This window comes from Marininema halotolerans (assembly GCF_900116235.1).
GTDB lineage: Bacteria > Bacillota > Bacilli > Thermoactinomycetales > DSM-45169 > Marininema > Marininema halotolerans.
The window spans coordinates 209,226-229,751 of sequence record NZ_FPAA01000003.1; the positions used below are offsets into that span (position 1 = coordinate 209,226).

General features: G+C 45.3%; 14 protein-coding genes and 1 pseudogene. 11 read left to right on the top strand and 4 right to left on the bottom strand.

What is annotated here, in order from left to right:
• The first annotated feature begins 292 nt into the window (after nt 1-292).
• The gene (proS, locus tag CHX35_RS05335; protein WP_091835028.1) at nt 293-1,759 is read left to right on the top strand and encodes a proline--tRNA ligase; all 1,467 of its coding nucleotides are present in this window, start codon (nt 293-295) and stop codon (nt 1,757-1,759) included.
• A gap of 49 nt (nt 1,760-1,808) precedes the next feature.
• Here the strand turns inward: proS and CHX35_RS05340 are convergent, their stop codons facing one another.
• Nucleotides 1,809-2,129, bottom strand: coding sequence for a TM2 domain-containing protein (locus tag CHX35_RS05340; RefSeq protein WP_091835031.1), 321 nt, complete (start codon nt 2,127-2,129; stop codon nt 1,809-1,811).
• Nucleotides 2,130-2,618: 489 nt separating this feature from the next.
• Here CHX35_RS05340 and CHX35_RS05345 point away from each other — a divergent pair, with 489 nt between their 5' ends.
• Nucleotides 2,619-2,819, top strand: a complete 201-nt coding sequence (locus CHX35_RS05345; RefSeq protein ID WP_091835034.1) for a hypothetical protein — start codon at nt 2,619-2,621, stop codon at nt 2,817-2,819.
• A 91-nt stretch (nt 2,820-2,910) separates the two neighbouring features.
• On the opposite strand, the gene CHX35_RS17425 is transcribed toward CHX35_RS05345, so the two are convergent.
• Nucleotides 2,911-3,048, bottom strand: coding sequence for a hypothetical protein (locus tag CHX35_RS17425; protein WP_176391903.1), 138 nt, complete (start codon nt 3,046-3,048; stop codon nt 2,911-2,913).
• Nucleotides 3,045-4,358 (bottom strand): helix-turn-helix domain-containing protein, encoded by a 1,314-nt coding sequence (locus CHX35_RS05350; RefSeq protein ID WP_091835037.1) that lies wholly within the window; start codon nt 4,356-4,358, stop codon nt 3,045-3,047. Before CHX35_RS05350 ends, CHX35_RS17425 begins: the two co-directional genes overlap by 4 nt.
• A gap of 158 nt (nt 4,359-4,516) precedes the next feature.
• On the opposite strand from CHX35_RS05350, the gene CHX35_RS05355 reads away from it, so the two are divergent.
• The 8 genes and pseudogenes from CHX35_RS05355 to CHX35_RS05390 form a co-directional block, all read left to right on the top strand.
• Nucleotides 4,517-4,711: a twin-arginine translocase TatA/TatE family subunit gene (locus tag CHX35_RS05355; RefSeq protein ID WP_091835040.1), complete on the top strand. Its 195-nt coding sequence runs from the start codon at nt 4,517-4,519 to the stop codon at nt 4,709-4,711.
• A gap of 270 nt (nt 4,712-4,981) precedes the next feature.
• Nucleotides 4,982-5,413, top strand: coding sequence for a heterocycloanthracin/sonorensin family bacteriocin (locus CHX35_RS05360; RefSeq protein ID WP_176391904.1), 432 nt, complete (start codon nt 4,982-4,984; stop codon nt 5,411-5,413).
• Between the two features lie 158 nt (nt 5,414-5,571).
• The gene (locus CHX35_RS05365) at nt 5,572-7,485 is read left to right on the top strand and encodes a hypothetical protein (RefSeq protein ID WP_091835044.1); all 1,914 of its coding nucleotides are present in this window, start codon (nt 5,572-5,574) and stop codon (nt 7,483-7,485) included.
• Nucleotides 7,486-9,432, top strand: a complete 1,947-nt coding sequence (locus tag CHX35_RS05370; RefSeq protein ID WP_091835046.1) for a TOMM precursor leader peptide-binding protein — start codon at nt 7,486-7,488, stop codon at nt 9,430-9,432.
• 18 nt (nt 9,433-9,450) lie between these two features.
• Nucleotides 9,451-11,040, top strand: coding sequence for a SagB family peptide dehydrogenase (locus tag CHX35_RS05375; protein WP_091835049.1), 1,590 nt, complete (start codon nt 9,451-9,453; stop codon nt 11,038-11,040).
• 247 nt (nt 11,041-11,287) lie between these two features.
• On the top strand, nt 11,288-12,640 hold the full coding sequence (locus CHX35_RS05380) for a VWA domain-containing protein (protein WP_176391905.1): 1,353 nt from the start codon (nt 11,288-11,290) through the stop codon (nt 12,638-12,640).
• A gap of 169 nt (nt 12,641-12,809) precedes the next feature.
• Nucleotides 12,810-14,171, top strand: a complete 1,362-nt coding sequence (locus tag CHX35_RS05385; RefSeq protein ID WP_245838664.1) for a UDP-N-acetylmuramoyl-tripeptide--D-alanyl-D-alanine ligase — start codon at nt 12,810-12,812, stop codon at nt 14,169-14,171.
• Nucleotides 14,172-14,351: 180 nt separating this feature from the next.
• A pseudogene (locus tag CHX35_RS05390) lies at nt 14,352-14,618 on the top strand (O-methyltransferase); the annotation flags it as partial.
• A gap of 175 nt (nt 14,619-14,793) precedes the next feature.
• Here the strand turns inward: CHX35_RS05390 and gltC are convergent.
• Nucleotides 14,794-15,699, bottom strand: a complete 906-nt coding sequence (gene gltC, locus CHX35_RS05395; protein ID WP_091835057.1) for a glutamate biosynthesis transcriptional regulator GltC — start codon at nt 15,697-15,699, stop codon at nt 14,794-14,796.
• 225 nt (nt 15,700-15,924) lie between these two features.
• Here gltC and gltB point away from each other — a divergent pair, with 225 nt between their 5' ends.
• On the top strand, nt 15,925-20,517 hold the full coding sequence (gene gltB, locus CHX35_RS05400; RefSeq protein WP_091835060.1) for a glutamate synthase large subunit: 4,593 nt from the start codon (nt 15,925-15,927) through the stop codon (nt 20,515-20,517).
• The last annotated feature ends 9 nt before the right edge of the window (nt 20,518-20,526 follow it).

A 20,526-nucleotide genomic window follows, 5' to 3' on the forward strand; every position in this document is an offset into this window, starting at 1 on the left:
GCAATGAAGGGGATGGTAGCCTCATGACGCGTTTAAGAGAGTCAACCCGAGTCTGGAAGGTTGATACGCTAAGGAGCTACTTCCCACCCCAGAGCTGATGGTGATGAGCCATTTCGGATATCCTCCCGTTATCGAGGGTGTGGAGTGAATCATACCCCATGGGTATGGTTAATCAGGGTGGTACCGCGGGAAATTCCCGTCCCTATGGGACAGGGGATTTTTTTGTGCAGGAAAAAAGGGACGTTGGGTTGTATCGATGAAAATAACCGATCTTTGTTAGGAGTGAACAGTGATGAGCGATCAAAAAAAGAATGAAAAAGGCATTACCCCACAATCAGAAAACTTTTCACGTTGGTATATTGATGCCATCCGTAAAGCGGATTTAATGGATTATACACCCGTGCGTGGTTGCATCGCCTTTAAACCGGATGGGTTTGAGTTATGGGAACGCATTCAGTCTAAAATGGATCAACGATTTAAAGAGACGGGGCATCGAAATGCTTATTTCCCGATGCTGATACCCGAGTCTTTTTTTCAGAAAGAGAAGGAGCACGTAGAAGGCTTTAATCCCGAGTTACCCTGGGTAACGGAAGCAGGGAGTGAAAAGCTGGAGGAACGCCTAGCGCTTCGCCCTACTTCTGAAACGATGATTGGTCATTTATATAGCCAATGGATTCAAAGCTATCGGGATTTACCTGTCTTAATTAATCAATGGGCCAATGTTTTTCGTTGGGAAAAAAGAACCTTGCCATTTTTGCGTACATCGGAGTTCTTGTGGCAAGAAGGTCATACCGCCCATGCTACCGAGCAAGAAGCGCGGGAAGAGACGATGCAGATGCTACAAATTTATCAGGAAGTGGTGGAACAAGAACTCGCCATACCCGTCTGGATGGGACAAAAGACGCCGAGTGAACGGTTTGCAGGGGCGATTGATACGTATTCCATCGAGGCGATGATGAAGGATGGAAAGGCGGTACAGGCGGGTACCTCTCATTATTTAGGGGAGAATTTTGCAAGGAGCTTTGAGATTCAATTCCTTGATCGAGATAACCAACAAAAGTATGTACATACCACTTCGTGGGGAACATCTACACGCCTAATTGGTGCGATGATTATGGTTCACGGCGATGATCAAGGGTTAGTAATACCACCGCGTATGGCACCAACTCAACTGGTAATGATTCCTGTAGGGCCAGGGAAATTACGTGAGAAGGTGATGGAGAAATTTGATCCACTTTATGACCAACTGAAGGCGGGTGGTATACGTGTTCGAGCGGATTTGCGAGATGAGACGCCGGGCTGGAAGTTTAATGAGTGGGAGCTACGGGGGGTACCTCTTCGACTTGAAATCGGGCCGCGGGATGTGGATAACAATCAGGTGATTCTGGTGCGGCGCGATACTGGAGAAAAAATAACCGTCGGACTGGATCGTGTAGTTGAGCATGTTGAGGAACTGTTGGTTCATATTCAGAAAACCATGGTTCAAAGAGCAGTTGCCTTCAGAGATAAGCACTCCCATTTTACAGTGGATACCCTGGATGATTTAAAAGCCCATATTGTTCATCAGGAAAATGTAGGTGAGATAGCAGGTTGGGTATTAGCAGGTTGGTGTGGAGAAGAAGAGTGTGAATCACAGGTGAAGGATGAAACAAAATTTACTTCCCGTAATATTCCCTTTGATGCACCTATGGAAAAGAAGAAATGCATCGTTTGTGCTAAGGAATCCAAATATACCGTCTGGTTTGGGCGGGCGTACTAAAGCGTAGGTGAGATAAAGAAGAGACCTTCCATGGAAGGTCTCTTCTTTATCATGCAGATTGTGGCTGTTGGTTTGCTCGAATTTGTGAAATGATTTCAAGTTCCAACTGGGTGTTCTTTTCATCAATTCGTTTGCCAATAAAAAAGACATCAATTAGGGGCCAAAGAAAAAGAGTCAGCCAGCCAAAAAAGAGCATCGCTACGGCATAGCCTGTATCACCAAGGTAGAAGCGATGTGCCCCAAAAGTAGACATAAAGATCCATAGTAGATACATGACCACTTTGCTTTTTTTCCGCATTTCTAGTTCGCCGTGTAGCATTTGCAACTGATCGGGTGTTAATTGTTGCTTTAATTGAATGTTATTATCCATGATGAACCCTGCCTCATATAAAATTTTTGAGTTTTTCTCCTCACATATTTACTGAACTTTGTGGGATATATCGATACAGCATGCAGCAGATCGTTTTATTAATATCTATAAATGATTTCGTTGCTGAATGGTGAGTAAGTATCAAAGGACTATACTAGTCTACAAACCATTCCCATTCAAAGAATAATAGAGCATCTGCGTACAAAAAACCAAACAAAGATCAGTTAATCGATGGGAAGATCCCTCTTTCTTAGAATAAAGGTGAAGCCATCTTATTATACCAAAAATTGTTCGGGTTTTGTCTGTTTACCAGTGATTTTGTCGAAAAAAATTGAAACTCAAATTAATTAGTCAAAAAAACCCAATTAATAGATGGTAGTTTACAAATGTGTCGCCAGGGAAACTTGTAAAAATGCTTTTAAAAGGAGGTAGTTTGTGTTAAAAATTAAATAACAGATGCCACTCGGCATGTGACGTACTAACTAAGGAGTGATTATTATTCCAGGCGCACAACAACCGGAGATTGATTGGGTAAACCAATTGATCATCCCACTCGGAGCAGATTTAGGAGTATTTATTTTAAAAGCCCTTGTCGTGGCATTACTTGCTTCATGGGTACTCAAAAAATACGTTCAACCGCTATTTAAAAGTAATCGTGAGCATGAAAAGACTGAAAAAGTCGATGAATAAGAAGATAAAAACAAGCCATGGCGACATGGCTTGTTTTTATCTTTCTGGACATTTGATTTTCTGCCCGTATTTTTTTGTCATCAGCAGTCTCTTACGTACCTGTTGGGTCACTATCGGAAAAGTCGGTCAGGATGGTCAAGGTGGGGACGTGAGTGGTGATGAATGGATAACTACCGATAGAGAATAAAAGAGTCAAAATACCAAAGAGGAGTTGGATTTTCTTCCTCAAAAGCGTCCTCCTAACGTATTCAGTTGTAGTTGTACTTCATACATATTACGTATATGTTTTTGAAATTCCACTTCATCGATTTCTTCCCAACATTGAGCGAGCCGTAACAATGCTTGGTATTCCTTTTCTTTAAGGTGATGTTGGTTGCAGAGTTCATAGCAGTATTGATAGTGGGGAATTGCTTCATTAATTTCTCCTTGGAGGCGGTAATAATCTCCCAAGGTATGTAAGGCGTAAGTTAGACGCGGAATATCATTGTATTCCTTCCCAATTTGTACCGCCTTTTCAATAACGATATGGGCTTCTTCCCACGCATTTAATTGAATATATAAAACACCGAGACGAGCATAGGTGATAATAAATTTATGTTTACTGGATAAAAAGTCTTCTAATTCAATGGCACGACTAAAGCAGGTCTTTGCTGCATCCCAATCTTCGCCATCCATATGAACACTACCCAGGACGGTCCATAAATCATACATCAAGTTGTAATTGGTATTTCGCCGCGCTTTTTCTAATCCCTCGGTAGCATAATAGATTGCGTCCTCGTAGACTTTAGAGCGACGTAGTAATTCAGAACGTAACCAATAGAAGGTAAGTACCATATTGGACTCATCCATCTGATGAAGATGGTCCCACACCGATTCGACGACACGCATGCTTTCGCCAATTCGACCGAGCCTCTCTAAATAGACGGCTTTATTTTGCTTTAATACAAATTGAACATAGGGACGTTGACCCTGGGGATCAAAGGAATTGATGCCGTTTTCCGTATACTTTAAAGCACTATCCAAATCATTTTGATAATAGCTACAAAGTCCTAATTCAGCCAAGGAGGCGGCTTCGATATTGTGGGCGGGGTCGCCTTGATTTGTTAACTGAATGGCTTTAAAGAGAATGCGTTCAGCTCGCTTCCAGTTCTTTTTTTGGATATGGCATTTCCCAATGAGATAATACACGGTGCTCGCATAAGGATGGGTGTCATCGATGGTAAGTTGTTCCAAGGATTGCAGTGCTTTATCAGAATGTTGCGTTGCGCACATGGATTCGATGGATAACAATTGAAAGCTGAGGTCCTGATGTTCTTTTTGTTCTTTCAGGATAAGGTCAGGAAGGTTATGTATATCAATGTTTAATTTACTTAACAAGTAGTGGGCTTTTTTCATACTCACATGGGTAACACCACGCTCAATATTACTAATGGTAGCTGGCGATATATTTTCATCGGCTAGATCTTCAAGACGTAAGCCACGTTCTTTACGTACCTTACGAATGATTTCACCAATTTCATGAATATCTAATGGATTCATAAAATTCCTCCCACCTTATCCCTAGTGAATACTCATAGTTTAACCTAAGAAGAGGGATTGAAAAAGGATTACGAGGTCGAGATAAAAATCAACATCAATGACGATGGTCTTGGATTCATGATAGGATTGGAATAGCGTTGAAAAAGGAGGATGTTGTGATGCATCTACCTACTATTCAAGGGATTATTTTGATTTCGCTGGTTGCTCTTCTTCTTTTTGGACCCAAAAAGTTACCTGAGCTCGGACGCTCTGTAGGGAAAACTTTACGGGAATTTAAATCAGCGACCTCTAGCATGTTAAATGACGAAGATCCGAGGACGGGTGAACGGAAAAGCGACGAAGGTAAAAACTAGGGATCGATGGAGTGTTGGTATTGCAATCAGGATGCGTATGAGAGAGGCGAGAACGTTGGTGAATGAACCCACTCGCTGATTCCATACGTATTTTTTGTATTTTGTTTCGAATCTTCCCATGCAGAATAGGATCTTTAAATATAGCTTGCCCCTGGAAAAATAGCTATCCCGGCTCATAAGTATCAATTATCTAGATAATTGGGGGGGTGAAGTGACGGCGAGGAGGTTGAAGAGTAGAGCTGACGATCAGCTTTTTTTGGGGGGATAGAAATGGATGACTTTAAAAAAGATCTACAAGAGCTAAGTATTAATGAATTTTCGCAAAGTGATGCAATTCCATGGGATTATGACGATCCGAATCATCCTGAGGTCGCGCAACGATGTGGTGGCTGTGCTCGGTGTGCAGGGGGTTGCGGTGCTCGGTGTGCGGGTGGTTGTGGTGCCCGATGTGGCGGATGCGGCGGAGGACGGTGCGCTCCCTGTGCTGGCCCATGTGGAGGTCGTTGTGCTGGTGCATGCGGTGTTCGCTGTGCGGGGGCCTGTGGTGTCCGCTGTGCGGGCTGTGTGGGTTGTGTGGGCTGTGTGGGCTGTGCTGGTTGCGGCGGCGGCTGTGGCGGATGCGGCGGTTGCGCTGTGCCGTTACCTGTCCCGGTTCCATTGCCTGCGTACCCACCGTATCCTTATCCTTACTTGGTGCCTTAAAACGAAACGGGTGGATACTGAGCTGAGCATTTCATTGCCAATCTTTCTTGGTAATGAAGTGCTTTTTTCTCGTGGTAAGCAAGTGGACGGTAGAAGATACATAAAATGGACGGGAGAGGATCGATTCGGATTTTGAATGATAGCAAGGAGGAATGGGAATGGCGAGCTTGCAATCTTCCACACGTCTCAAGATGAATAAAGATACGTTTGTTCTTCCAGATGCCCAGGGCGGAGTCTATATTCGAAATAATCGCTGTTCTTTTCGGTTAGATGGTGGGATGATCGCGCAATGGATTGAAAAATTAATTCCGGTTTTTAATGGCAAGGAACCATTGGGCGAGATAACCGCAGGATTGCCTAAGGCTCATCAGGAACGCGTGTATCAGATCGCAAACATGTTATACAACCAGGGTATGGCAAGGGATGTAAGTCAAGAAACACCCCACCAGTTATCTGAGAAAGTCATGAATGCCTTTGCTTCACAACTGGCTTTTTTAGATGCTGCTGTGGGAGACTCTGGGGCCTCTCGTTTTGAAAGTTACCGCCAAACAAAGGTATTGCTTATGGGTGAAAGTTCGTTGATGACGGCGGTGATTGATGCGTTGTGGCAATCGGGTCTCCCTCATGTCCATACCTGTGTGACCCATGAAGATCCGTTGGATGAAGAGAGAATGGCGGAACTGAAATCCCAGGCTTTACTCATGGATCCATCGATTACACACACGGAGCTCTCCCTTGACAGAAAGGATCAGTCAAGCTGGGAAGAACTTATCAAGTCATTTGATGTCGTTCTCTATGTGGCACGAGAAAATGGCTTGGATCAATTACGCCATTTACAATCCATATGTAAAAAAGAGCATATCGCATTGTTACCAGGCATTTGCTCCAATAACCTTGTTTGGGTGGGTCCCTGGATGGATGGTGTAGCGATAGGGTGCTGGGAGTCAGCTTGGCGGCGTATTCACCGTCAAGAGTGGGAAGAAGGAATTTCCTGCACAGATACCTCCACGATCAGAGGCGTCCTCGGACATGTGATGGCATTTACCTGCTTTAAAGAGATCACACAATCCAATGAACTAAAACCCCACAACGCAATCTTTCTCCATCGAGGGGAATCGATGGAGAGCAATTGGTACCCTACTTTCCTTCACCCAGAAGTAGTAGGGAGTGAACCCGTTAAAAAAGTGACTAAGGCGTGGTGGATAGCGGAAAGAAGTGAAGAGGATCGGAATGAAGAGGCGATGTTTCTTGCCTTTGCCGATTGGTCCTTACCCGTCACAGGTATTTTTCGATCCTGGGAAGAGGGAGCACTTCGTCAACTTCCTCTCGCTCAATGTAAGATTCAAGTCATGAATCCACTGTCTGAAGGTCCGGCGGATCCGTTACCTGAGAGCATCAGTGTGGGGATTACTCATCGAGAAGCACGAAAGGAAGCGGGCTTATACGGGATCGAAGCCTATGTTTCTCAATGGATGAAAGCGAGAAATCACGAGAAACAGGTTACCGGATTGGGTGCGGGTCGCACGTTGTCAGAGGGTGTGTGCCGTGGTTTGCAAAAATGCCTGGTGAACAGGTGGAAAAGTAGCTTAGAGAAGCAACTTCCTACGATTTCATTGCTACGTTTGGGTGCGATGGAGGATCGAGAGTGTCGGTTTTATTTAGAAGCATGGTCAAGCAGAGGAGAGCTTCCTCGATTCGGTCTGGGTGAGGAGGTTTGTGGCTTTCCTGTCATCTGGGTGGGGGATCATGACACATGGTATGGCAGCGTAGGACTTCATAAATCCTTTGCTTTAAAACGAGCGTTACGATTTGCACTCGGGGCTCAGCAACATCCAGACGCCAATTTTACTGAAGAAGGTGTACGGGTTTCAAAGGTGAACCTTCGTGAAGGTTCACCGCAACAGCTGGAAGTGTCAATGGGGATGAGGGAAGTGGATTACCTCCCAGCTGCACGTGAGATATTGCAACAAAATCAACAACATCTCAAGGTTGTCGATTGGACCGTAGAGCCTTTTATCAAGCAAGGATTGGCTGGTGTCTTTGGAGTATCGTTGGTTGAGGAGGGAGATTGAGTGACGGATGTAGTTGGCATTTTCGGCGATGGTATACTGGCGGAACGGGTTGAAGAAGACTTGTCCAATGATTATCAGGTGATCAAAAAGGCAGATGTCCACTCAGAGGTGTCAGAGTCATTACGATTGGCGTTAGTCCTTCATGATACCTGGAAACCTGCTGTCCACCTTCAAGCAGAAAAGGTTTTTCGTGATCGAGGGATTCCCTGGTTACGAGGCTTTATTGCCTTTGGCCAGGGGATTATCGGACCATTCGTTCAACCGAATCGCAGGGGTTGCACCCAATGTGCAGATCTTCGTACCCTCATCGCAGGGAATGATCGGAAGGACATGTGGGTATTACGACAAAGTCTTGTTGCTCATCACGGTCTCAACGGTGAAGATATTTGGTCATCAGAAAACGGTTTGGGGTTTATGGCGTCCTTCTTGACGAAGGAAGTAAGGCAAGTATTAACGGGAGATCAAGGGTTATCCCAGGATCACCTTTACTACATCCATATGAAAACATTGGCGACGTCCTCCCATTATGTACTTCCCGATGGAAAGTGTCCTCTATGCAGCGCACTACCGGATGATTCGTCTTTGCGGGCACGCATCACATTAAAGCCATCTTCCAAACTTTCTCCTACCAGCTTTCGGACACGATCCATGGAGGAATTAAAGAAGGTACTCCCCCGTACTTATCTTGACAGTCGAACGGGGTTAATGAATGGTAGCGTGCCGGATTTTGATAGTCCCTTTGCGGATGTGACGGTGAACCTCCCGCTTTTTATCGGCGATGAAGCGACGGCAGGGCGCACTCACTCCTATGAGGAGAGTGAAATAACGGCCATTTTAGAAGGGTTAGAAAGGCATTGTGGGTACAGTCCTCAAGGTGTGCGACCCGTCATTCGTGATTGCTATTTCAATCGTGAAGGAGAAGCTCTCTACCCACCCAAGGTGGGAGTCCACCAACGAGCGCAATATGAAAAGGAAGATTTCCCCTTTCAGCCTTTTGATCCGGAACAACCGATGGACTGGGTATGGGGCTGGTCTTTTACTCAGAATCGTGCCATCTTGGTTCCGCAATTACTGGCGTATTATAGCTTTGGTTGTGGAGGGGGATTTGTTTACGAAACATCGAATGGCTGTGCTATGGGGGGAAGCCTAGAAGAGGCGATCTTTCATGGAATCATGGAAATTGTCGAGCGGGATGCCTTTCTCCTTACGTGGTACGCACAGTTGCCACTTCCACGAATCGATCCCTCCACAACACAGGATCGAGAGCTTCAGTGGATGATCCACCGCATGCGAGAGGTAGCAGGGTATGAACTCCATTTATTTAATGCAACCATGGAACATGGCATTCCAGCGGTCTGGGCGATTGCTAAAAATATTCGGTCGGAGGGTGCCCATCTAATTTGTGCTGCTGGGGCTCATCTTGACCCGTTGCGAGCGGTGAAAAGTTCAATTCATGAGTTAGTAGGGATTATTCCAATGCTGGATGAGGGGTTAACAAAGGAATATGATCGAGCACGTGAGATGGTGACGGATGCCACGAAAGTTCGCGAAATGAAGGATCATTCTCTACTATATTGCTTGCCTGAGACAGAGACACGACTTCATTTTTTACTTGAAGGAGAGCAACCGGTTCAGCGTTTGGATGAGGCATTTCCAAAGATTCCTGTCTCCATGGATATTACTGAGGATTTAACCAGGATTCTGCATCCGTTTCAAAAGCGAAATCTTGAAGTGATTGTGGTTAATCAAACCTCTCCTGAAGTTGCTCAACTTGGTTTACACTGTGTCAAAGTACTCATACCTGGGATGCTCCCGATGACCTTTGGGCATCATTTGGTGCGACTGGAAGGGCTTGAACGTGTACTCCATGTTCCGAAGGAGCTGGGTTATGTCTCACAATCATTAACGATGAATCAGTTGAATCCCCATCCCCATCCATTTCCTTAAGGGAGAGGAGGTACTCTGGTGCATCTTCGTCAATTTATACACGATCTTCATTATGATGTGGAGAAAGTACTTCCTTCAGACTGGGAGATCGATTGGGCGAATGCCCCGCGACCGTATAAGTTATATCATGAACAGCCAGAGGTAGATCTACCTGGGAATGTGCCGTTAACCTTGGAGGAGGCGCCTACTCATTCTCTGACTGAGTTACAACGGTTCAGCTATTTCTTGTGGTATGTCTATGGCTTAAATCATTGTATCGAAACCCCTGATTTTATGGGAGGTTCGCCTGTTTTGCGAAGGTATGTTCCTTCGGGTGGGGCGTTGTATCCAACGGAATTGTACACGTATTTAAAAATAGAGGGATTGGAAGAAGGGATTTATCACTATAATGTTGCTCATCATCGCTTAGTCTTATTGCGTAAAGGGAATTACGACGCACTGTTGATGCAAATGCTTGGCGGGCGTTGTAATGTGAAAGAGTGCAGTGGGGTTATCCTGGTGTCGACCATGTTTTGGAAAAATTTCTTTAAGTACCATAACTTTTCTTACCGATTACAGGGATTAGATGCGGGGGTCGTCATTGGCCAATTGAATGAAGTAGCAGAGAGGCTTTCATATTCAACAGCGGTATACTATTGTTTTTTAGATCGTGGGGTTAATCGATTATTCGGTATCCATGAAGAGGAAGAGAGTGCATATGCGCTTCTCCCTTTATATCAATCAACCTTGAAAGAAGAGGGTAGGATTAAGGACGATCCGAGCGCTACGTCGGACCAATTGTGCCAACAGATCCCTGAACTGTCTCTAAAAACGAGCAGTCCAGAAAAAAAGTTCGGTGAATATCCCATGTTAATTGCCATGAACAAAGCCGCTATGTTGGATTCTTCACGTGATTTTCCTAGACCAGAGCAAGAAAAAAACGGGAAAAGAACCAGGAACGGTGGGGAGGGTGGGGAGGAAAAAAGTTCAAGGATCCTTTTTTCTGAAAAAAAACCACTCATCTACGATTTTGTTAAAGTTTGTCGACAGCGCTTCTCGCCAGGGATGGATTTTGTGCTAGATAAAGTGGAGCCAGAACATCTGGGGCAGTTGTGTAAGGAAGTAGCTCCATTGTTAGGGGATCATAATGGGGAGGGTGGGAGGAAACTTTGGGAAGATGTCGATCAACCCCTTTTCCTTTATATCAGTTTATATGGAGTGAAGGGCATTCCAAACGGGGCTTACTTTTACGATGGCGATCACCATGGGTTAAAGCAACTTCGAACCGGAGATCAGCGCCTGTGGTTACAACAAGGGATGACACTACATAATGTCAATCTGACTCAGGTGCCTCTTTGTTTCCATATTGCAGGGATGAAAGACTTTGGGCATGATCGATTGGGAGAACGAGGGTATCGCATGAATCAGATGAAAGCGGGAATCATTGTACAGCGTTTACTGTTGACGGCTACAGCATTGGGATGGGCAGGGCATCCCCTTCTTGGATTTAACTCATCCTTATGTGACTCTCTTTACAACCTATCGACTTGCGATCAGACATGTTTCATTCAAATTCCAGTTGGTCCGTATCGGAGTCGGGCACAGCTAATAGGAAGTATTTATGGGTAATGAACGAAGAAACTCCGTAGATTGCTTTTAATATCATACGGTTATAGCTAATCCTCCATTATTAGGAGGTTTTTTGTTGTAATTAGATTGACAGAATCGAAACTATTTATCATATTATTTTATTTATTGTGTAAGACTTCGGATAACCAATTTAAAAAAACATCTCCGTAATGAATAGCATTAGTTATTTATTTATAATATAATAGAATAAATAGGATGTATACATTTCTAATGGAGGTAATTTATGATGCAACGATTAGTTTGTTTTGCAATAATGATAAGTTTATTAATGGTTAGTGGTTGTTCGATGTTGATGGATAGCAGCCCCAAAAATGCAGCTCAGAATGATAGAGATCAACATGTTAAAAAATCATCAAAAAAACAACCCGCTCTCCTTAAAGTAGAAGTACCTGATGAGTTGATAGGTTTAAATGTTTTAGCAGGTCCAGGAAAATACAATGGGGATACCTATGATGTAAATCAAGTGAAAAAAGAGGTGGACCACTTCCCCAAAAACTTAACAGCTGAACAGTATTTAGTTAAATTCCTTGCTTTGATAGGGGAAGATTACCGCCCATATATAAAGCTTAATAACGATTTTAATACATTAGCGAGACAGAATGACCAAGAGCCAGGTGGAATACGGTCTGCAAAATTACCCCAAGGAAAAAAAGTGAATGTGGAGGTGTTGTTCGATTCAAGTGGTAGTATGGCAGGAAAGGTTGAAGGTGGAGTCAAGATGGATCTTGCTAAACAAGCGGTTGAAAAGTTTTCTAGTCAATTGCCTAGCGATGTCAACGTAGCACTGCGAGTCTACGGGCATAAAGGGAGCAATAGTAAAAGTCAAAAGGAGATTTCTTGCAAGAGTACAGATGTAGTGTATTCTTTTGGCCCTTATCAAGACAAAAAGTTTCAACAGTCGTTAAATAAATTTCATCCCGCAGGTTGGACACCTTTAGCAGACTCTATACGTGCCGCTGCAAAGGATTTGGAAGAAGAGAATGGAGATAATGTAGAAAATATCATATATGTAGTCAGTGATGGTGAGGAAACTTGCGGAGGAGACCCAGTGGCAGAAGCAAGAAAATTGAATGGATCTAATACAGATACCATCATTAACATTGTTGGATTTGATGTTGATAATGCAGGACAACGCGCATTGAAAAAAGTGGCAGATGCTGGCGGAGGTAAATACTCTAAAGTAAATTCAAAGGAAGCCTTAAATGAATATTTTGAAGGGGAAAAGGCACGGCTTATTTCAGAATGGGAGAAGTGGGAAAGTAGGAATGTGGAAGACTCTTATCAGACAGAGTCAGAAAAAATAAATGCTTTAGAGTCTAATGAAAAGAAAATGGTAGATCTTGCAGAATTAGAGGAGAGGCGTATCAGGGGATATACCGAGTATATGGAAAGTAAAGGTTGGGATGATAGAGTAACCATTGACATACGATCGATCAATTCGCTAAGGGGGATTGACCTCCGTAATTATGCGCGAAATACAGGGATTGAATTACGAAATGAAGTCCGAAATCACGAACTAGATCGCAGAAATGAAACTCGAGAAAAAGCCTTAAATAAACGGAATAAGCTTCGTGAATAAGTATAAAAATGGCCCATCAATCATGTTGATGATTGATGGGCCACGATTTTATTTGGGCCTTGGAGCAGAGCCCATTTCGGTGAATACTGTCCATATGCCTCACACTGTCATCAACGGACAGACATAATTTATGTTGATGATAGGGAAGAGGTGAGCCAACGTGTTTCCTATGCGTTTGGGCCAGTTTGCGTCATTAGCCGGTGGGAGTGTCGTCCGTGGGAACCCGCAAAGCATTGTGAATAAAGTCGTATTTAGCCTACAGGAAAGACTTAATCCTCAATCCATCAAACTCATCCATCCCGCTAAAAGTATGGAACGACAATTAAGTTACCTTCGTCAGCAGCGCAGTGGTGTAGTAGTGACTGTCCCTTCGCTTAAAAATCATATTCCAAAGCATCTCATGCTGATCACTGTTGCCAGCTTAAAACGATCCTTATGGAAGGTATGTGCATGGCAACGAAACCATTCGAAAGCCACCTTTATTGGCATTACTGGAAGCTCAGGAAAAACAACCACCAAAGAGATGGCAACAGCGATATTAATGAGGCGATACCGTACATTAAAATCACAGGAAAATATGAATATCGCATCATTAATGCATTATCATCATCTACGTTTGGATAGTCGTTACCAAGTTGCCGTACTTGAAATGGGCATGAAGACACTCGGCGACATTCGTCAGCAGTGTGTTGTGGCAAGACCCACTATCGGTGTTGTCACCTGTGTAAAAGAAGCACATGTGGGGCACTTAGGTAATTCACTTCAAAATGTAGTACGTGCAAAACAAGAGCTAGTCGACGGTGTGAAGCCTGGCGGAATTCTTATCATCAATGCAGATGATCCAGGAGTCCGTAAGTTAAGAGTGAATCCTAAAAAACATCGCGTTCTTACCTTCGGCACACGACCCGGAGCCACGTATCAGGCAACTCACATTCGTTATACAAAACAAGGGATGGAATTTAATCTTGGAAAAACCCAATACCATATTCCAATATGGGGCGAACACAATGTCTATAATGCATTAGCGGCAATCGCCATTGCCAAGCAACTTAAAGTGCCAGATCCAATTATTAAAGATGCTCTCCGTAAATTTCCAGTTCCTAAAATGCGATTACAACGAGTCCCTGGTAAAAACAGACGTCTTTTAATCAATGATGCCTACAATGCCAACCCCTCGGCGATGATTGCAGGACTTGACGTTCTAAGAAAAGTGTCAGGACCTAGTTTCAGCGTTGCCGTATTGGGCAGCATGAACGAATTGGGAAGTCATTCTACAAAGGGGCACCTTCAAGTAGGGCAAAGAGTGGCTGCCACTCGTCCCCGATTACTTGTAACAGTAGGGAATGAAGGCAAAAAAATTGCACAAGGAGCCATCTCTGCAGGTTTCCCCAGAAATAAAGTGCATACCTTTCCAAACCAACCCAATGTGGTCGCAAGCTTCCTTAACCGTCATGTTCCCCCTGGGGCAGTATTATACTTTAAAGCTTCCAGGAGCTTAAAGCTGGAACATATCGTAAACCGGTTGAAATAATCTGAAGCAAGCGTAGGTAAATACGCTTGCTTTTTTTGATGTTTTTAACATGAATAATGAATAGGAGTCTATATTAATAGAGGAATAGGCGGTTGGGCAGGCCGTCTAAGCTTGGGGTGGATCCTGTCAGGTGATGGGAGCTTTCAAGAATCCCTGCCTTCAGGCATGGGGAGTGTCGATGATGCGGATAAGCCAAATAACCCGCATTATTTTCAATGGGCATTGCAACTCTCTCGCTCTGGTACGCAAATAATCGTAGATAATGTTATTCGTAACGGGGAAGTAACGGATAGCAATAGCAGTGATCCGAGTGTACTCGGTGTTCAACAATTCTATGAGAGGGTGGCTGCTGAACTAAGAGTAAGTGCTACGGCAATCCAGACGGTGGGTAGTAAGGGGTATGTGGCTTGGCGATTGTCTTGGTTACAGGAGGGGAATAAGGTTTAAATGGCAGCAGGGTACATGATATGTCGTTTTCAATAGGTTAGTTATCTATTAAATCGAGGTTGTGCTATTGTAAGAGAAAATAAGAGGCGAGTATAGAAGCAATTGAATGTAATACAAGGATCATAAAAGGTGAACGGCTCGTCTAAACGAGCCGTTCACCTTTTTTCTCAACTCCTCACAATCGAAACCGCTGCAAATTATTAAAGAACTCCTTTAAAAACTCGAAAAACAATTTCTCTGACGGGGGGAGGTCGCGGTTGCTGGGGATGACGGCACCTACGGTTCGGATTAGCTCGGGTTCACTCACGGGAACCTTCACTGTCGCACGGGGGATGCTTTCTATTAAGGTGACTTCAGGTAAGAGAGTGACCCCCAGCCCGGCGGCAACGAGCCCTTTGATGGCGTCAATATCCTCTCCTTCAAAGGACACTTGGGGGTGAAAGCCCATCTGATGACAGGCATCCAAAACAATTTGATGAAGGATAAAGCCATTTGGGAAGAGTACAAAGGGATCCTCTTGAATCTGATCCAGCCGAATTGCAGGTTGATCGGCTAATTCATGATTTGCAGGAAGCAAGGCAACGAGTTTCTCAGAGAAGAAGATATGGCCTTCGACATCTTTTTCTTCCTTTGGTACGGGAGCGACGAAGGCAATATCGGCTTCTCCGCGGATAACGGAGTCAATGAGATGGCGAAAGGAACCTTGGCGCAACTGAAATCCCACGTGGGGGTAACGGGCGCGGAAGGCAGAGATGACCGAGGGGAGGATATGGGAGGCTAGGCTACTCGGAAATCCTACACGGATCGTTCCTTTTTCTGGATCGAGGAACTCGTCAATTTCCCGGCGGGCGATCTCCATTTCTCGCATCGCTTTCTCGGCGTGATCTTGAAAAATTTTACCAAGCGGAGTAAGACGAACGTTTCGTCCTTCGCGCAGAAACAGCTGTACCCCTAGTTCGGTTTCTAAGTTGGCAATTTGACGACTAATCGCCGATTGCGCTACATGTAGAGCATGGGCAGCTTCGGTGACATGCTCTCGTCTGGCCACCTCGATAAAGTATTGAATCTGCTTAAAATCCAAATCGAATCGCCTCGCAGAAGTTAATTGATCTCGAAATGAGATTGATCTGATCGGAAATATATATTGTTAATATTAATTCGTACATATAAAATAACAAGAACAACCACTATCGGCAAGATAGTGTGACATTTGTAGAGACAACGACGTCTCTAACGGTAGGAATACCTTGAGGTCTGGACTAAGACAGTCGAGACACTACACATCGATGTGCGAGGGGTGATAACCATGATCAGCAAAGGATTACCGCAAAAACAGGGTCTTTATGATCCAGCCTATGAACACGACGCGTGCGGGATCGGCTTCGTCGCCAGCTTACGAAAAGAGGCGACCCATGAGATTGTGGAACAAGGACTGGAGATCCTCCGCAGATTGGAGCATCGGGGTGGACAGAAGGATGCCGATGCGGGTGACGGAGCGGGCATCATGGTGCAAATCTCCCATAACTATTTTCAAAACATATTGGACATTCAGTTGCCTGAGCCGGGTCATTATGGCGTAGGAATGTTTTTTTTACCAAAAGAGGATTCCCGGCGAACCCTCTGGGAAAAACGCTTGGGTGAAATCACGGAGGAAGAAGGACAGCATGTATTGGGTTGGCGGGATGTCCCTGTCGATCCAAGTTGTCTAGGCGAATCTTCGTTAGAGAGTCAGCCGACGATTCGTCAGGTATTTATAGCGCTGGGGAAGGATCAACAAACAGGGCTCCCCTTTGAAAGAAAGTTATATGTGATTAGAAAACGTCTGGAACAAGAAGCGCGTGAGGAGCTTTATGTGGTCAGCCTTTCGAGCCAGACGCTGGTTTATAAAGGACTGTTAACGCCTGAGCAAGTCGGAGGATACTATATGGATCTTCGCAATGAAGCGTATACCTCTGCCTTCTCACTCATTCATAATCGCTTTAGTACCAACACCTTCCCAAGTTGGCACCGGGCTCACCCGAATCGATATATCCTGCATAATGGGGAGATTAATACCCTGCGGGGGAATGTCAACTGGATGTATGCCCGTGAAAAAATGTTTGAAACGGATGTATTTGGTGATGATTTGGATAAAGTGCATCCAATCATGGATATGGAGGGTAGTGATTCTGCGATTTTAGATAACTGCTTTGAATTCTTAGCGTTATCTGGACGGTCGCTCCCCCATGTTGCGATGATGATGATTCCTGAGCCATGGGATAAAACGCCGATGGATAAGGAGAAGCACGCGTTTTATGAGTACCATAGTTGCTTAATGGAGCCATGGGATGGGCCGACGGCGATCTCTTTCTGTGATGGTCACCAGATCGGAGCGGTTCTTGATCGGAACGGGCTTCGTCCAGCACGATACTATGTCACTTCGGAGGATATGATTATTTTTTCCTCTGAAGTGGGTGTGGTAGATGTCCCTGAGGAGACCATTGTAGAAAAGGGTCGTCTGCAACCTGGTCGGATGTTATTGGTCGATCTGGATGAGGGTCGGGTTGTCTCGGATGAGGAGTTAAAAACTCGAATCGCAACCGAGCATCCCTATCAAGAATGGTTGGATGAACATGTACTTCCGTTAGCGAAGTTACCCGATGTACCGATCATGGAAGACTTCGATGAGGAGACATTATTCCGGCTGCATAAAGCTTTTGGGTATACCTATGAAGAACTATCGAAAAATTTAGCGCCTATGGTGACCGAAGGAAAAGATCCCATCGGCTCCATGGGGAATGATACGCCCTTAGCTGTTCTGTCAGATCGACCTCAACTCCTATATAACTACTTTAAACAGTCATTTGCTCAGGTGACGAACCCCCCAATCGATGCGATACGGGAAGAATGTGTCACCTCAACACGTACCAACTTAGGAGCTGAAGGGAATCTCTTACGACCTGAACCGAGTCATTGTCACCGTATTCGTTTGGAAACACCCATGATATCCAACGAAACAATGGCTAAATTACGGGGAAACTCTTTTCCAGAGTTCCAGTCAGAAACCCTTTCTCTCCTCTTTTCTACAAAGACCGAGGATCCAAAGTTAGCTGATATTCTTACGGATCTCTTTACAAAGGCAGATCGTGCGATAGAAAAGGGTGTGACTCTCCTCATTCTGTCTGACCGTGGGGTGAATCAAGAGCTTGCGGCGATGCCTACATTGCTCGCATTAAGTGGTTTGCACCATCACTTGGTTCGCCAGGGAACAAGGACCAAAGTAAGCCTTTTAGTGGAAACGGGAGAAGCTCGGGATGTGCATCACTTTTCAATGTTACTTGGATATGGGGCGGATGCGATCAATCCATACCTTGGGATTGCTACCTTAACCCATATGGTGGAGGACGGATTGATTGAAGAAGTGACATCCGAAGAAGCGGTAGGGAAGTACCTTGCGACGGCAACGGATGGGGTCGTTAAAGTGATGTCCAAAATGGGCATCTCAACCATCCAAAGTTACCGTGGGGCTCAAATCTTTGAAGCGATTGGCATTGGTCAGTCTGTGATCGAGGAATATTTTACACGGACGACCTCTTCGCTTTCGGGTATTGGTTTGGATGTCATTGCTCGGGAAACGGTAATGCGTCATCAAGAAGCCTATCCAGTACGCGATGATGGCGAACGTAGTTTAGATCCGGGAAGTGAATTGCAATGGCGACGCAATGGAGAGTATCATGCCTTCAATCCGATGACCATTCATACGTTGCAACAAGCGTGCCGTCTAGGAAGCTATGATCGGTTTAAGGAGTACTCCAAGCGCGCCAATGAAGAGCAGATGGCCTTTTTAAGAAGTCTTCTCGATTTTAAAGAAGATCGCAAACCGATCCCACTTGAGGAAGTGGAGTCCGAAGAATCGATTGTTCGTCGTTTTAAGACAGGGGCGATGTCCTATGGGGCATTGTCAGAAGAAGCCCATGAAGTGCTCGCGATCGCGATGAACCGTATCGGCGCGAAGAGTAATAGTGGAGAAGGGGGAGAAGACCCTGCTCGCTTTACACCCGATGCGAATGGAGACGCGCGGCGTAGTGCGATTAAGCAGGTGGCGTCGGGACGTTTTGGAGTATCCAGTCACTACCTTGTGAATGCAGATGAAATTCAGATTAAGATGGCGCAAGGAGCAAAGCCTGGTGAAGGGGGCCAACTTCCTGGGAATAAAGTTTATCCTAAGATTGCCGACGTACGGGGTTCTACTCCAGGCGTTGGTTTGATCTCACCACCACCTCACCACGATATTTATTCCATCGAGGATTTGGCTCAGCTGATCCATGACTTAAAAAATAGCAACCCAGCAGCAAGAATCAGTGTGAAATTGGTATCGAAACCCGGTGTGGGAACCATTGCTGCTGGAGTGGCTAAAGGTTTAGCTGATGTGATTGTCATTAGTGGCTATGAAGGAGGAACCGGGGCATCGCCGCGTACGAGTATTAAGCATACTGGACTCCCCTGGGAACTGGGTATTGCTGAGGCTCATCAGACACTCCTTCTAAATGACCTTCGGGATCGTGTAGCCCTTGAGACCGATGGGAAAATGATGACGGGTCGAGATGTTGTCATTGCTGCGCTACTTGGTGCTGAGGAGTTTGGTTTTGCGACGGCCCCGCTTGTTGTCATGGGATGTATCATGATGCGCGCATGCCATCTGGATACATGTCCAGTTGGGGTGGCTACCCAAAATCCGGACCTTCGCCGTAAGTTTACGGGTGATCCTGATCATGTAGTGAACTACATGATGTTTGTTGCTCGGGAAACCCGGGAGATGATGGCGGAGTTAGGTTTCCGGTCGGTGGAAGAACTTGTGGGACGAAATGATGTGCTTGAGATGGCAGCAAGTGCAAAAGGGCATTGGAAGGCGAAAACCCTTGACCTAACGCCGCTCTTGTATCAACCCGATGTGCCTGCTAGTGCCACTCGTTATTTTTCCCGTCCACAAGATCATCGCTTGGATGCGAGTCTTGACCGACGCGAGTTGATTCCGGCATGTCAAAGCGCGTTAGAAATGGGAGAACCCGTCGAAGCAACTTTCCCAATTCGCAATGTTGATCGCGTGACAGGAACGATCCTAGGAAGTGAAGTGACGAAAAAGTACGGTCTAAAGGGTCTTCCTGAAGACACCATTCGCCTTCATTTCCAAGGTTCTGCGGGTCAAAGTTTTGGTGCCTTTGTTCCGAAGGGGATCACCTTGACCGTCGAAGGGGACGCCAATGATTACGTAGGAAAAGGGTTATCTGGTGGGAAAATTGCGGTATTTCCTTCGCCAGTATCCACCTTTGTGCCAGAGGAAGAGACGCTGATCGGGAACGTTTCCTTCTATGGTGCGACGGCTGGTGAAGCCTACATTCGCGGGATCGCTGGTGAACGCTTCTGCGTACGCAACAGCGGGGTTCATGCGGTTGTAGAAGGTGTGGGTGACCATGGTTGTGAGTACATGACGGGTGGTCGTGTTGTCATCCTGGGTCCTGTAGGGAAAAACTTTGCGGCTGGGATGTCTGGTGGCGTCGCCTATGTGCTGGCGGAGGATTTGGATGGTTTCACCGCTTCCTGTAATCAGGAACTCGTCGACCTAGAGACACTCGATGAGGATGAAGATATCACGGAAGTGAAAGAGATGATTGAAAAGCATGTTCATCATACTGGGAGTGAGCATGCCCGTCGGATCTTGGAAAATTGGGAGAGATCCTTGCCGAAGTTTGTGAAAGTGATTCCCCATGATTATAAAGAAGTATTGGAATCCATCGCGGAGTTGATGGACGCAGGGATGAGTCAAAGTGAGGCAAGGACTGAAGCCTTTAAACGGAAACAGACGAATCAACCGGTTATGATTGCAAAAAAGGGTGAAGGAGAACCGGTACTCACAGGATAAGGAGGGGAG

Bases quoted from the DNA above. Each gene is read 5' to 3' on its own strand.
- proS (WP_091835028.1), top strand. From the start codon at position 293: ATGAGCGATCAAAAAAAGAATGAAAAAGGCATTACCCCACAATCAGAA.
- CHX35_RS05340 (WP_091835031.1), bottom strand. From the start codon at position 2,129: ATGGATAATAACATTCAATTAAAGCAACAATTAACACCCGATCAGTTG.
- CHX35_RS05350 (WP_091835037.1), bottom strand. From the start codon at position 4,358: ATGAATCCATTAGATATTCATGAAATTGGTGAAATCATTCGTAAGGTA.
- CHX35_RS05355 (WP_091835040.1), top strand. From the start codon at position 4,517: ATGCATCTACCTACTATTCAAGGGATTATTTTGATTTCGCTGGTTGCT.
- CHX35_RS05360 (WP_176391904.1), top strand. From the start codon at position 4,982: ATGGATGACTTTAAAAAAGATCTACAAGAGCTAAGTATTAATGAATTT.
- CHX35_RS05365 (WP_091835044.1), top strand. From the start codon at position 5,572: ATGGCGAGCTTGCAATCTTCCACACGTCTCAAGATGAATAAAGATACG.
- CHX35_RS05380 (WP_176391905.1), top strand. From the start codon at position 11,288: ATGCAACGATTAGTTTGTTTTGCAATAATGATAAGTTTATTAATGGTT.
- CHX35_RS05385 (WP_245838664.1), top strand. From the start codon at position 12,810: ATGCGTTTGGGCCAGTTTGCGTCATTAGCCGGTGGGAGTGTCGTCCGT.
- gltB (WP_091835060.1), top strand. From the start codon at position 15,925: ATGATCAGCAAAGGATTACCGCAAAAACAGGGTCTTTATGATCCAGCC.